A 13,354-nucleotide genomic window follows, 5' to 3' on the forward strand; every position below is an offset into this window, starting at 1 on the left:
CCGCGCAGCTAAGACCCGCGCAGGTAAGACCCGCGCCGCTGGGGCCCCGCCGCTGGGTCCCGCGCTGGCGGGCTCGCGCTGTTGGGCTCGTGCGGCGCGGCCAGGCGGGGCCGCTCGCCGAGATCCTCCGACCGGACCACCCCCGGAAACGCGCGCCGGTGGGCGTGATTCCGCGCCTGGGTGGGGTGGCGATTAGCATCGTGCGCCGGACGATCGAAGGAGACACTGGTGAAGAGCGCCGAGACCGAGCGCCCAGTCGACGACAGTACGGTCGACATGAGCGCGATCGAGGTGCAGGCCCCGGAGGCCGAAGGCGCCCAAAGCCGGACGAAAATAGCGAATGTGGCAGCGGAACACGCCCGGACGGAAAGTGTGAGCGATACCACTTCATCGGGCGGTCGGCCGCAGCGGCCGGTCGGCGCGAGTCGTCGAGGACCGTTCGCTCCCGGTGACAGAGTGCAGCTCACCGACCCCAAGGGTCGGTTGCACACCGTGGTCTTGGAGGCCGGCAAGGCGTTCCACACCCACCGCGGCGCGCTGGCCCACGACGATCTGATCGGCAAGCCCGAGGGCATCGTCGTGCAGGCCAGTTCCGGCACTCAGTACCTGGCGTTGCGTCCGCTGCTCGCCGACTTCGTGCTATCGATGCCGCGCGGCGCCCAGGTGATCTACCCGAAGGACGCGGCTCAGATCGTCGCGATGGGCGACATTTTTCCGGGCGCCCGCGTGCTCGAAGCGGGTGCCGGCTCGGGTGCGCTGACCTGCTCGCTGCTGCGGGCGGTGGGGGAGCACGGCGCGGTCTACTCCTACGAGCGCCGCGAGGACTTCGCCGACATCGCCCGGGTCAACGTCGAGCGGTTCTTCGGCGGTCCGCACCCGGCCTGGTCGTTGACGGTGGGTGACGTCGCCGACGCGACCGGCCTCGAGGTCGACCGGGTGATCCTCGACATGCTCTCGCCGTGGGAGGTGCTGCCGACGGTGGCGCCCGCGCTGGTGCCCGGTGGCGTCCTGATCGCCTACGTGGCGACGACGACGCAGCTCTCGGCTACCGTCGAGGCGCTCCGTGAGCACGGATCGTTCACCGAGCCGCGGTCGTGGGAGACGCTCGTCCGCGATTGGCACGTCGACGGGCTGGCGGTGCGGCCCGACCATCGGATGGTGGCGCACACCGCGTTCCTGGTGAGCAGCCGGCGTCTGAGTGACGGAGTGGTGGCGCCGCGGCGTCAGCGCAAGCCGTCCAAGGGCGCGGAGGCCTACCAGGCGCTGCGGGCCGGCAAGCCCGACCCGTCCGCGCCCGCCCCCGCGGCCCCGAAGATCCCCACGGCGCCCGAGAGCCCCACGCCGCCCGGAAGCCCTGCGGCGCCGGAAAGCCCGGCAGCCGACGTCTGACTGGCCGTTCCCTGCCGCCTCCGCGGCGTCCGGGCGCACGCTGCCGGGCGCAAGATTCCGCGTGCTCCGACCTGCAGCCCGTCCGAAACGAAGGCCGGCCGTCGACGCCGTGACCCCGACGGCCCGTGTAAGCCCGCCGCGCGGCCCGGGTAGCCCCGCCGTGCGGCCCGTGGCCCGGGTAGCCCCGCCGTGCGGCCCGTGGCCCGGGTAGCCCCGCCGTGCGGCCCGTGGCCCGGGTAGCCCCGCCGTGCGGCCCGTGGCCCGGGTAGCCCCGCCGTGCGGCCCGTGGCCCGGGTAGCCCCGCCGTGCGGCCCGTGGCCCGGGTAGCCCCGCCGTGCGGCCCGTGGCCCGGGTAGCCCCGCCGTGCGGCCCGTGGCCCGGGTAGCCCCGCCGTGCGGCCCGTGGCCCGGGTAGCCCCGCCGTGCGGCCCGTGGCCCGGGTAGCCCCGCCGTGCGGCCCGTGGCCCGGGTAGCCCCGCCGTGCGGCCCGTGGCCCGGGTAGCCCCGCCGTGCGGCCCGTGGCCCGGGTAGCCCCGCCGTGCGGCCCGTGGCCCGGGTAGCCCCGCCGTGCGGCCCGTGGCCCGGGTAGCCCCGCCGTGCGGCCCGTGGCCCGGGTAGCCCCGCCGTGCGGCCCGTGGCCCGGGTAGCCCCGCCGTGCGGCCCGCGGCCCGGGTAGCCAGCCGCGCCGCCCGCGGCCGGGGTAGCCCCGCCGCACGGCCCGTGGCCCGGGTAGCCCCGCCGCACGGCCCGTGGCCCGGGTAGCCCCGCCGCGCGGCCCGGGTAGCCCCACCGCGCCGCCCGACTCACCCGCGACGCACGGAGAGCGAACTCACTACGCGGACGGCCCGGCCACCTCGACACCGTCGCCCTCGCGGACCACGTGAATGCACTCGCCCGGGCACTCCTTGGCCGAGTCGATGACGTCCAGCCGGAGCCGGATGGGCACGGTGACCTGCTCACCCTTGGTGGTGCGCAGCTCCCCGTCGTCGCCCTTCACGTAGGCGAGCCCGTCGATGTCGAACTCGAAGACCTCCGGCGCGTACTGGACGCAGAGGCCGTCGCCGGTGCACAGGTCCTGGTCGACCCAGACCCGCAGCGGCGCCTCGGCGCCCGCACTCTCGGACACGTGCCCTCCCTGGACCGGACCGGATGCCCGGCCTCGCACTCGAACGTCTGACACATCAGCGCTGCCAGCGTAGGCACGTCGAGTGCCCGTCGCCCACCGGGGAGGGGCGTCGGGTAACCGGATCCGGCGCAGGAATCACACGCGGCTACCGGGGTAGCGCTGGAGGTTTACCCTCGGTGAACACCGAATGTCGACCCCGCATGTCCGCATAGCGCGTGAGTGAACAGGACAAAGTTTCCCTTCTGTGACGCGGGCATCGACTGCACGACGGCTCTGTGGGTGAGTCGGTACTGTTGGTGCACCGATCACCGGGGGAGGTGGCCGCTCGTGAACACAGACCGAGACGACGCGCACGGCAGCGCGCGGCGCGAGGCGGAGGTCCGCGATCTCACGGCCCAGGTGGACTTCCTCCAGGAGGAAGTCCAGCTCCTGCGCCGCAAGCTCACGGAAGGGCCCCGGCACGTCCGGACCCTCGAGGATCGTCTTGCCACCGCGCAAGCCACGATCTCTCGCCTCACCGAACAGAACGACAAACTGGCCTCGACCCTCAGAGAAGCGCGGACCCAGATCGTCGCGCTCAAAGAGGAGATCGACCGGTTGGCCCAGCCGCCCAGCGGCTACGGGGTCTTCCTGGCCGCACACGACGACGGAACCGTCGACGTGTTCACCGGTGGCCGCAAACTGCGGGTCGCCGTCTCCCCGTCGGTGGAGCTCGAAACGCTCCGCCGCGGCCAAGAGGTCATGCTCAACGATGCCCTCAACGTCGTACAGGCCCTCGGTGTGGAGCGGGCCGGCGAAGTAGTGACGCTCAAGGAACTCCTCTACGACGAGCAGAACGTCGCGGACCGGGCACTGGTGCTCTCCCGCGCCGACGAGGAGCGTGTCGTCTACCTGGCGCACACCCTCGACGAGGTGCAGCTGCGGGCGGGTGACGCGCTGCTGCTCGAGCCGCGCTCGGCCTACGCCTACGAACGCATCCCGAAGTCCGAGGTCGAGGAGCTCGTGCTGGAGGAGGTCCCGGACATCGACTACACGTCGATCGGTGGCCTTTCCTCCCAGATCGAGCAGATCCGGGACGCGGTGGAGTTGCCGTTCCTGCACGCGGACCTGTTCCGCGAGCACGAGCTGCGGCCGCCGAAGGGCGTCCTGCTCTACGGCCCGCCCGGCTGCGGTAAGACGCTCATCGCCAAGGCGGTGGCGAACTCGCTGGCCAAGAAGGTGGCCGAGGTGCGCGGCGACACCGGCACGAACGCCGGCAAGTCGTTCTTCCTCAACATCAAGGGCCCGGAGCTGCTCAACAAGTACGTCGGCGAGACCGAGCGACACATCCGGCTGATCTTCCAGCGGGCCCGTGAGAAGGCGTCCGGCGGCACCCCGGTGATCGTGTTCTTCGACGAGATGGACTCGATCTTCCGGACCCGTGGCTCCGGCGTCTCCTCGGACGTCGAGAACACGATCGTTCCCCAGCTCCTGTCCGAGATCGACGGTGTCGAGGGCCTGGAGAACGTCATCGTGATCGGCGCGTCCAACCGCGAGGACATGATCGACCCGGCGATCCTGCGGCCGGGTCGGCTCGACGTCAAGATCAAGATCGAGCGTCCGGACGCCGAAGCGGCGAAGGACATCTTCAGCAAGTACATCACCGGCGGGGTGCCGATCCACCCCGAGGACGTGGCCGCCAACGGTGGCTCGCGGCAGGCGACCCTGGACGCGATGATCCAGGGCGTCGTGGAGCGGATGTACACCGAGACCGAGGAGAACCGCTTCCTCGAGGTGACGTACGCCAACGGTGACAAGGAAGTCCTGTACTTCAAGGACTTCAACTCCGGCGCGATGATCCAGAACATCGTCGACCGGGCGAAGAAGATGGCGATCAAGGACTTCCTGACGCTCAACCAGAAGGGCGTCCGGATGCAGCACCTGTTGGACGCCTGCGTCGATGAGTTCCGGGAGAACGAAGACCTCCCGAACACGACCAACCCGGACGACTGGGCCCGGATCTCCGGCAAGAAGGGTGAGCGGATCGTGTACATCCGCACGCTCGTCTCCGGTGGCAAGGGCAGCGAGGCGGGGCGGTCGATCGACACCGCGACCAATACGGGACAGTATCTCTGACCCGCCGATGACGGGCCGCCCGGAGACGCGAGTCTCCGGGCGTTGCCACGCCGCAACGACCACGGGACCGTACCTCTGAGATGACGCACCACAGCGCCGCCCGGCTCGCTCCGACGACTGCCCACCCGGGGTGTTCGGCGCGGCGTCGATGAGGACGATCTCCCGCCGGCTCGCGGCGGCGCTCCCACTCCGCGGCTGGCTGCTCCTCGGGCTGCTGTACGTGCTCGCGGTGGGGCTGGCGCTGATCACCAACGCCCAGTTCGGGCCGGATTCGCGGATCTACCTGGCCTGGACCTACTGGTACCTGGGCCATCCGCAGGCCGAGGCGGCGCAGCTCTCCTACAACTACCTGTGGGACAACAGCGGCCTCCGCGACTGCTGGTCCTGCTGGCCGGACGACTACCACGAGAAGTTCTTCACCGGGCAGTACGCGGCGGTCGTCGGGCCGCGGGTGCTGCTGCCGTTCCTCTCCGCGCCGTTCGTCGCGCTGTTCGGGCCGATGGGCATGCTCGTCGTCCCGATGGTCGGGTACGCGCTGGCGGTGATCGCCACCGTGCTGCTGGCGTCCCGGCTCTGGGGCCAGCGCTGGGCGCTGCTCGCCGGCACGGTGCTGCTGCTACCGGTCTACGTGTCCCGGTGGAGCGTCGTCGCGCACACCGAAGGGCCGGCGTTCGCGCTGCTGGCCGTGCCGCTCCTGTTGCTGCCACTGGCCAAGCGGGTGACGCGGAAGCACCTGATCGCCTACGCCGCCCTGGTCGGCGTCGGCATGCTCAACCGGCAGTTCGCGATCGCGCTGCCGGTGGCGGTCGGGTTCGCCTGGCTGCTGGTCGCGGTGCGGGACCGGAAGTTCCGCAACGTCTGGCTGCCGTTCGCGTTCTGGGGCAACCTGGTCGGCTTCGGCGTCCTGCTGGCGCAGATGCTGATCACGCCGATGATCTTCGGCGGCGAGGAACTGTCGCTGACCGCGCACTTCAACCAGCTCTCCACCACGTACTTCCAGACCTCCGGTGTCGCCGCGCTGCCGGAGGTCACCTGGAACATCATCACGTCCGACCTGCTCCGCGTCCGGTACGACCTGGTGCTGATGGCGCTGCTGGTGACGGTGACCGTCGCGGTGGTGTGGCGCTTCCGCAGCGAACTGTCGGCGCTGGCGGCCGGTGCGTTCCTCTCGGTCTCGGCGATCAACATCGTCGAGTTCTGGCCGGCCTCGTTCCGGTACCACGCGCCGATCGTCCCCCTGCTGGTGCTGGCCACCGTCGCGTTGCTGGCCGACCTGTGGGGACCGATCCGGCGGAGACCGTCCCGGTCGACCGAGACCGAGCCGCGGCCGCCCGCGAACCGACTACCGACGGCCCCGGTCGCGGCGGCCGCCGCGACCGCCCGTCCGGCCCGCCGCTGGACCCCCGATCGGCGCGGTCTGCGCTGGGTGGGGACGTTGCCGCTGCACGCGTGGCTGGTGATCGGCGTCCTGCTCACGCTGACCTTCGCGGAGCTGCAGGACCGCACCTGGCACTACGGCCCCAGCAGCCTCTACCACCTGGCCTGGTCGTACCGGATCCTCGGCCACTCACCGGCCGAGGCCACCGCGCTGACCTACGACGGGCTGCACAACGAGCAGTTCTTCGACTCCGGTTGCGGCGGCCCGTGCTGGGAGTACGGCGACTACTGGATCTACCAGCACGCCACCTCGGCCGATCCGAACGTCGTCTACCCGCTGCTGTCGGCGCCGTTCGTGAGCTTCCTCGGCCCGGCCGGGCTGCTGGTCGTCCCGGTGATCGCGCTGCTGGTCGCCACCGCGATGCTGACCGTCTTCGCGGCCCGCCGCTGGGGCGCGGCGGCGGCGACGCTCACCGCGGTGGGGTTCCTGCTCACCGACCGGATCGCGGTCGCCGGCCTGGCCGGCACCGCGGACATGCTCGCGATCGCGCTGGCGATCGGCTGCCTGTTCACGCTCCCGCTGGACGGGCCACGGAGCCGACGGGCGCTGGCCGCGTTCGGTGTGCTGCTCGTGCTCGCTCTGGCCAGCCGGTCGACGTCGATCGCGCTGGTCGGCGCCGTCGGGATGGCGTGGCTCTGCGCGAGCTGGTCCGCGCGCACGCTCCGCAACCGCTGGTGGCCCTACGCGAGCGTGGCCGGGCTCGCGGCGATGGGCATCGTGCTGCTCGGCCAGGTCAACCGGATCGTCGACGCCCGCTACCTCGGGCGCGCCCGCGAGGTGATCTCCGAGGGCACCGGCGGCGTCGTCGGCTCGATCGGCGACCGGATCTCCGACATGACGTCGGTGGACGGCACCTACATCGCCGCGGACGCCCTGCTCTGCGCCGTGCTGCTGGTGACGGTCATCGCGGCACCGATGCGGACGTTCCGCGACCCCCTGGCGGCCCTGGCGCTCGGCGGCGGTGTGGTCAGCGTCCTGCTCGGGCTGCTGGTCGGGGTGCCGTCGGGCGCGCGGCAGTTCAGCACCGTCTACCCGCTGTTCCTGCTGACGTCGGTCGGCGTGGTGGCGTCGCTGGTGAGCCGATTGCGTCCGCGGATGCCGGACAGCGGCCCCGCGACCGAGCCCTCGCCGACCGAGCCCTCGCCGACCGAGCCCGCGTCGACCGAGCCGCCGGACGCGGTCGAACCCGCGCCCGAGCCGGGCGCCGCGGCGCCGGAGGAGACCGCGCCGGAGCCGGTACCGGCCGTCGTCGCGGTCGCGAGCGCGGATTCCGGCCTAGTGGATCCCTTCCCGACGGCCGGGGTCGCACTGACCGACGACGACCCGCGCACCGCACTCCACCTGCCCGCACGCCCCGGGACCGGCCCGTGATCGCGACCGCGCGCCACCGTACGACGGCGGAGTGTGGCGCAGCCGCCGTCGGCCAGGCCGGGCGGCGGCGCGCCGAGGTACGTAGGCTTCACACATGAGCGCGCGACGAATCATGGGCACCGAGATCGAGTACGGCATCTCGGTCCCCGGCCAGCCCGGCGCCAACCCGATGGTCACCTCGTCCCAGATCGTGAACGCGTACGGGGCGCGCAACGACCCGTCCCGCTCCGGTCGGGCCAGATGGGACTACGAGGAGGAATCGCCGCTGCGCGACGCCCGCGGGTTCAACTACGGCGGGGCGCTCTACGACCCCGCGGAGGCCCTGGCCGATGAGGACCTCGGCCTGGCCAACGTCATCCTGACCAACGGCGCCCGGCTCTACGTCGATCACGCCCACCCGGAGTACTCGACGCCCGAGGTGACCAACCCGCGCGACGTCGTGCTCTTCGACAAGGCGGGCGAGCGGGTGATGGCCGAGGCGTCCCGGCGGGCGGCCACCGTGCCCGGCGCACCGCCGATCAACCTGTACAAGAACAACACCGACAACAAGGGCGCCTCCTACGGCGCGCACGAGAACTACCTCATGCGCCGCCGGACGCCGTTCAGCGAGATCGTCACGCACCTGACGCCGTTTTTCGTCACCCGCCAGGTGGTCTGCGGCGCGGGCCGGGTGGGGATCGGTCAGGACGGCTCGGGAACCGGGTTCCAGATCAGCCAGCGCTCCGACTTCTTCGAAGTCGAGGTCGGTCTGGAGACGACGCTCAAGCGTCCGATCATCAACACCCGGGACGAGCCGCACGCGGACGCGGAGAAGTACCGCCGGCTGCACGTCATCATCGGCGACGCGAACCTGTCCGAGATCGCGACGTACCTCAAGGTCGGCACGACCGCGCTGGTGCTCAGCCTGATCGAGGACAAGGTCCTCCCGGGGGACCTGGCGCTCGCCGAGCCGGTCTCCGACCTGCGGGCCGTGTCGCACGACCCGGGCCTGCAGCACAAGGTCAGCCTCCGCGACGGCCGGAAGATGACCGCGCTGGACATCCAGGAGATCTACTGCGAGCGGGCCCGGCAGTACGTGGCCGACCGCTACGGCGACGACGTCGACCCGATCACCGCCGACGTGCTCGAACGGTGGGAGTCGGTGCTCGACCGGCTCCGCCGCGACCCGATGCTCTGCGCTACCGAGCTGGACTGGGTGGCGAAGCTGCGGTTGCTCGAGGGCTACCGCGACCGCGACAACCTGGGCTGGGACTCGCCCCGGCTGGCGCTGGTCGACCTGCAGTACCACGACGTCCGGCCGGAGAAGGGCCTCTACCACCGGCTGGTCGCCCGCGGTGCGATGAAGCGGCTGCTGAAGGACGACGAGGTCATCCGCGCGATGCTCAAGCCGCCGACCGACACCAGGGCCTACTTCCGCGGACGCTGCCTGGAGAAGTACGGCGCGTCGGTGGTGGCCGCCAGCTGGGACTCGCTCATCTTCGACGTGGGGCGGGAGTCGCTGGTGCGCGTCCCGATGCTCGAGCCGGAGCGTGGCACGCTGCAACACGTCGGAAACCTGCTCGATCGGTGCGACAGCGCCGTCGAGCTCCTGGACGCACTGACGGGCCCGAACCGCTAATTTCCGACGTCCGGACAGGTACCGTCGAGATGCGAACCGAGGGGAGACGCCATGAGCACGAGGGATAGCGGCGGACAGTCGCAGAGCAGCCGGGCCCGGCAGGACGTCGACGAGGTCGAGGCAGTCGAGGCGAATCCTGAGGTCGCCGAGCGGGTCGAGGAGCTGACCGAGGACGTCGACTCGATGCTCGACGAGATCGACTCGGTGCTCGAGGAGAACGCGGAGGAGTTCGTCCGCGGCTACGTGCAGAAGGGCGGCGAGTAGCTCCCCGGCTCCACCTCCCGCTCACCAACCGTTACTCGGAAGCCGCCCGGCAGGACCACTGCCGGGCGGCCTTTCCAACCCTGCGCCCCCGCCCTTTGAAAGGCCGTCAGCGCCCGGACCGGGGCCCGAGGGCGGCGTGCGGGTGGCGGTAGGGTGGCTAGCAGTTCGTCGGCGTACGTACGAGAGAGGATCCAGGTGGCAACGGGTCTTGGTGCTTCCGGCCGTTTCTCGAACCTGTTCACCGCGCCAGGGGGGTCGTCGTTCACCGAGTTCCTCAACCTGACAGCGCCCGAGTTGCTCCCGGGGCGGCGTCCGTTGCCGCCGGGTGACCACGGCGCGATCGCGCCGCACGGCACGACGATCGTGGCCGCGACCTACACCGGTGGTGTGGTCATGGGCGGCGACCGCCGGGCCACCCAGGGCAACATGATCGCCCAGCGCGACATCGAGAAGGTCTTCCCGACCGACGCGTACTCGGTCGCGGGCATCGCCGGTACGGCCGGCATCGCGATCGAGATGATCCGGCTCTACCAGGTGGAGCTGGAGCACTACGAGAAGATCGAGGGCACCCCGCTGACCCTCGACGCCAAGGCCAACCGCCTGTCGATCATGATCCGCGGCAACCTGGGCGCCGCGCTGCAGGGCCTCGCGGTGGTCCCGCTCTTCGCCGGGTACGACCTCGACGCGATCGACCCGGCTAAGGCTGGTCGCATCTTCGGGTTCGACGTCACCGGCGGGTGCTGGGAAGACCGCGGCTACTCCTCGGTCGGCTCGGGCTCGGTGTTCGCGAAGTCCGCGCTGAAGAAGCTCTGGAAGCCGGGGCTGGACGAGACCGGTGCCGTCCGCGTCCTGGTGGAGTCGCTCTACGACGCGGCCGACGACGACTCGGCGACCGGCGGTCCCGACCTCATCCGCAAGCTCTACCCGATCCTGACCGTCGTCGACGCCGAGGGCGTCCGGCGGCTGACCGACGACGAGGTCGGCGCGGTAGTGGCCGAGGTGATCGCCGACCGTACGGCGAACCCGGGCGTCTGACCGTCTCTCCGCTGAAGATCACCGAACGAAGGGGCACCCACCGCCGTGGCCATGCAGTTCTATGCCTCGCCCGAGCAGCTCATGCGCGACCGCTCGGAGTTCGCGCGCAAGGGGATCGCGCGCGGTCGCAGTGTGGTCGTGCTCAGCTACGCCGGGGGCGTGCTGTTCGTCGCCGAGAACACGTCCAACGCGCTCCACAAGGTCAGCGAGATCTACGACCGCATCGGCTTCGCCGCGGTCGGTAAGTACAACGAGTTCGAGGCCCTGCGCCAGGGCGGCGTCCGCTACGCCGACCTGCGGGGCTACTCCTACGACCGCCGCGACGTGACCGCACGGGGCCTGGTCAACGCCTTCGCGCAGCAGCTCGGTGCGATCTTCGGTGAGCAGTCGAAGCCGTTCGAGGTCGAGGTCTGCGTCGCGCAGGTCGGGGCCGAGGCCGCGGCGGACGAGCTCTACCGGCTCACCTACGACGGCTCGGTCAGCGACGAGCCGGGCTTCGTCGCGATGGGCGGGCAGTCCGAGGCGATCGCCTCCACCCTGCGCGAGCGGCACGACACCGAGCTCGACCTGCGGGCGACGCTGAAGATCGCGGTCGACGCGCTGGCGTCGATCGGCGGCGAGAACGGGAACCCGCGGACGATCTCCGCGGCTCAGCTCGAGGTCGCGGTCCTCGACCGCACCCGGCCGGGCCGGGCGTTCCGCCGGCTCATCGGTGCGGCCCTGGAGGGCCTGCTCGCCTCCGAAACCACGTCGGGGGACGCTGAGAGCGAGGCGTCGTCCGAGGCTGCGGAGTCAGCTGGGGACACCGACTCCGCGGAGTCGTCGGACTCCTGACGCCGTTCCACACCCGCACGGCTCGGGCCGCCCCGGACAGGGCGGCCCGACTCGTTTCTCGGCGCGACCGGTGCGGGTCGGGGAGGCCTGACGGACCGCCGCGGGAAATCCTGTCACCGGGTGGCAGGAAAGCGGGCCACACTGAACCCGTGCGTGCCGACCGACTGCTCTCGCTGCTCCTGCTGATCCAGACGCGGGGGCGGATGACCGCGCAGGAGCTCGCGGACGAGCTGGAGGTCTCGGTACGCACGGTGTACCGGGACGTCGAGGCACTCAGCGCGGCCGGGGTACCGCTCTACGCCGACCGCGGGCCGGCGGGCGGCTACCAGCTGGTGGACGGTTACCGGACGAAGCTCACCGGCCTCACCATCGATCAGGCGGAGTCGCTGTTCCTGGTGGGCATGCCCGGCCCCGCCGCCGCGCTCGGGCTCGGCACCGAGCTGGCCGCGACCGAGCTCAAGCTGCTGGCCGCGCTGCCGGGTGAGCTCCGTACCCGAGCCGAACGGATGCGGGAGCGTTTCCACCTCGACGCGCCGGGCTGGTTCCGGGAGGCCGAGCACGTACCGCACCTCGGGTCGCTCGCCGACGCGGTGTGGAACCAGCGCCGCATCCGGGCGCGCTACCGGCGCTGGCGGGCACCCCGTGAGGTGGAGCGCGTGTGGGACCCGCTGGGCGTCGTCCTGAAGGCGGGGGTGTGGTATTTCGTGGCCCGCACGGTGCCGGAGTCCGGGGACTCCGAGGTGCGGGCGTACAAGGTGTCGCACCTGCTCGACGTGGAGGCGCTACCGGAGCGGTTCGAGCGCCCCGAGGGGTTCGACCTGGCCGAGTACTGGCAGGAGTGGACGCAGCGGTTCGAGCGCAACCTGATCCGGGGGACCGCGGAGGTCCGGCTCTCGCCGCAAGGGCTGGAGCGGTTGCAGCACCTCCTCGGGGGCCCTGCCATGGTGCAGGCTGCCCGGGCGAACGCCGAGCCCCCGGACGAGGACGGCTGGTTGCGCACCGCGATTCCGGTCGAGCACCTCCGCAAGGCGCACGGCGACTTCCTGGCGCTCGGCGCGGACGTCGAGGTGCTCGGCCCACCGGAGTTGCGCACGATGATCGTCGGCACGGTGAAGGCGCTCGCAGCCCGGTACTGCTGACGCGCGCCCGCGCCGCGGAAACGGATCTAGTACGGTGCGTACCGCCGACCAGAGTCGGACATAGCGGGCACGTCACGGGCGCGGAGTGCGCGCGGTACGGACGGGGGTGCGGTGGCGACGAGGCGGCGAACCCTGCTGAAGGCTGCGTGCGCGATCGTGAGCCTGAGCGTCGCCGGTGGCCTGGTCGCGATCGTGCCGGCGATCGCGGCTCCGGCGGCCGGACGTCCGTCGACCCGGTGCGTGGTCGCCGACCGGCGGCTGGGCCAGATCAGCGGCCTGGTCGAGCGTCCCGGGGGGTTCTCGGTCGTCAACGACACCGGGCCGGTCGTCTGGCGTCTGGACGCCGGGTGCCGCCCGATCCGGCGGACCGTGCTCCGGCCGCCGGCACCGCACGACCCGGACGCCGCTCCGTTCGGCGGGAAGCGCTTCGATACCGAGGACATCGCGCTCGACGCGGCCGGGGCGTTCTGGATCGCCGACATCGGCGGGAACACGACGTACCGGGTCGCGGTGTCGCTGTTCCGCTGGCGAGTGGGTACGGCGGCGACCGCGGTGCACCGGTACGACCTGCGATACCCCGACGGCGCGCACGATGCGGAGGCGATGCTGGTCACCCGCCGCGGAGCGGTCGTCCTGGTCACGAAGACGGCCCAGGCGGCGGGGGTCTACGTCGCCGATGCACCGTTGCGCCCGACCGGGTGGCTGCGGCTGGTCGGGCGCTTCGACGTCCGGCAGGCGTGCCCGACGTGCCGGGCACGCAGTCGGTTGATCACCGGGGGAGCGGTGTCGAGGGACGGCACCCGGGCGGTGCTGCGAACCTACGACCGGGCGTTCGAGTGGCACACGCCGGACGGGAACATCGCCAGGGCGATCGTGACGCGCGTGCCGCGTCAGATTCGGCTGCCTGCCAGCCGCCAGGGCGAGGCGATCGCCTACACCACCGACGCCCGGACGCTGCTCACCGCGACCGAGCGCATCCCGGCGCCGATAACAGCGGTGCCGGTGCGCCGCTGAGCCCAGGTCGCC

Annotated in this window: 10 protein-coding genes; 9 read left to right on the top strand and 1 reads right to left on the bottom strand. The window is 71.6% G+C overall.

What is annotated here, in order from left to right; translation table 11 throughout:
• Window positions 1-372: 372 nt before the first annotated feature.
• Window positions 373-1,389: a tRNA (adenine-N1)-methyltransferase gene (locus ABEB28_RS16260; RefSeq protein WP_345728941.1), complete on the top strand. Its 1,017-nt coding sequence runs from the start codon at window positions 373-375 to the stop codon at window positions 1,387-1,389.
• An 831-nt stretch (window positions 1,390-2,220) separates the two neighbouring features.
• Here the strand turns inward: ABEB28_RS16260 and ABEB28_RS16265 are convergent.
• Window positions 2,221-2,514 carry a ferredoxin gene (locus ABEB28_RS16265; protein ID WP_345728942.1) on the bottom strand — a complete coding sequence of 98 codons (294 nt, stop codon included), beginning with the start codon at window positions 2,512-2,514 and terminating at the stop codon, window positions 2,221-2,223.
• A gap of 327 nt (window positions 2,515-2,841) precedes the next feature.
• Here ABEB28_RS16265 and arc point away from each other — a divergent pair, with 327 nt between their 5' ends.
• The 8 genes from arc to ABEB28_RS16305 all read left to right on the top strand — a co-directional run bounded on the left by arc (window position 2,842) and on the right by ABEB28_RS16305 (window position 13,342).
• Window positions 2,842-4,629, top strand: coding sequence for a proteasome ATPase (arc, locus tag ABEB28_RS16270; RefSeq protein ID WP_376981834.1), 1,788 nt, complete (start codon window positions 2,842-2,844; stop codon window positions 4,627-4,629).
• Between the two features lie 148 nt (window positions 4,630-4,777).
• Window positions 4,778-7,438: an ArnT family glycosyltransferase gene (locus ABEB28_RS16275; protein ID WP_345728943.1), complete on the top strand. Its 2,661-nt coding sequence runs from the start codon at window positions 4,778-4,780 to the stop codon at window positions 7,436-7,438.
• A gap of 94 nt (window positions 7,439-7,532) precedes the next feature.
• Window positions 7,533-9,056, top strand: a complete 1,524-nt coding sequence (gene dop, locus ABEB28_RS16280) for a depupylase/deamidase Dop (protein WP_345728944.1) — start codon at window positions 7,533-7,535, stop codon at window positions 9,054-9,056.
• Window positions 9,057-9,107: 51 nt separating this feature from the next.
• Window positions 9,108-9,320: a ubiquitin-like protein Pup gene (locus ABEB28_RS16285; RefSeq protein ID WP_142708652.1), complete on the top strand. Its 213-nt coding sequence runs from the start codon at window positions 9,108-9,110 to the stop codon at window positions 9,318-9,320.
• A gap of 195 nt (window positions 9,321-9,515) precedes the next feature.
• A complete protein-coding gene (gene prcB, locus ABEB28_RS16290) occupies window positions 9,516-10,355 on the top strand; it encodes a proteasome subunit beta (RefSeq protein ID WP_345728945.1) in 840 nt (279 codons plus the stop codon).
• 45 nt (window positions 10,356-10,400) lie between these two features.
• Window positions 10,401-11,189: a proteasome subunit alpha gene (prcA, locus tag ABEB28_RS16295; protein WP_345728946.1), complete on the top strand. Its 789-nt coding sequence runs from the start codon at window positions 10,401-10,403 to the stop codon at window positions 11,187-11,189.
• 149 nt (window positions 11,190-11,338) lie between these two features.
• The gene (locus ABEB28_RS16300; RefSeq protein WP_345728947.1) at window positions 11,339-12,328 is read left to right on the top strand and encodes a helix-turn-helix transcriptional regulator; all 990 of its coding nucleotides are present in this window, start codon (window positions 11,339-11,341) and stop codon (window positions 12,326-12,328) included.
• Window positions 12,329-12,439: 111 nt separating this feature from the next.
• A complete protein-coding gene (locus ABEB28_RS16305; RefSeq protein ID WP_345728948.1) occupies window positions 12,440-13,342 on the top strand; it encodes an SdiA-regulated/phytase-like domain-containing protein in 903 nt (300 codons plus the stop codon).
• Window positions 13,343-13,354: the final 12 nt, after the last annotated feature.

The organism is Cryptosporangium minutisporangium, from assembly GCF_039536245.1.
In the GTDB taxonomy this organism is placed as follows: domain Bacteria; phylum Actinomycetota; class Actinomycetes; order Mycobacteriales; family Cryptosporangiaceae; genus Cryptosporangium; species Cryptosporangium minutisporangium.

What these genes read in the sequence shown, in the direction of transcription:
- ABEB28_RS16275 (WP_345728943.1), top strand. Translation starts at nt 4,778, where the DNA reads ATGAGGACGATCTCCCGCCGGCTCGCGGCGGCGCTCCCACTCCGCGGC.
- dop (WP_345728944.1), top strand. Translation starts at nt 7,533, where the DNA reads ATGAGCGCGCGACGAATCATGGGCACCGAGATCGAGTACGGCATCTCG.
- ABEB28_RS16285 (WP_142708652.1), top strand. Translation starts at nt 9,108, where the DNA reads ATGAGCACGAGGGATAGCGGCGGACAGTCGCAGAGCAGCCGGGCCCGG.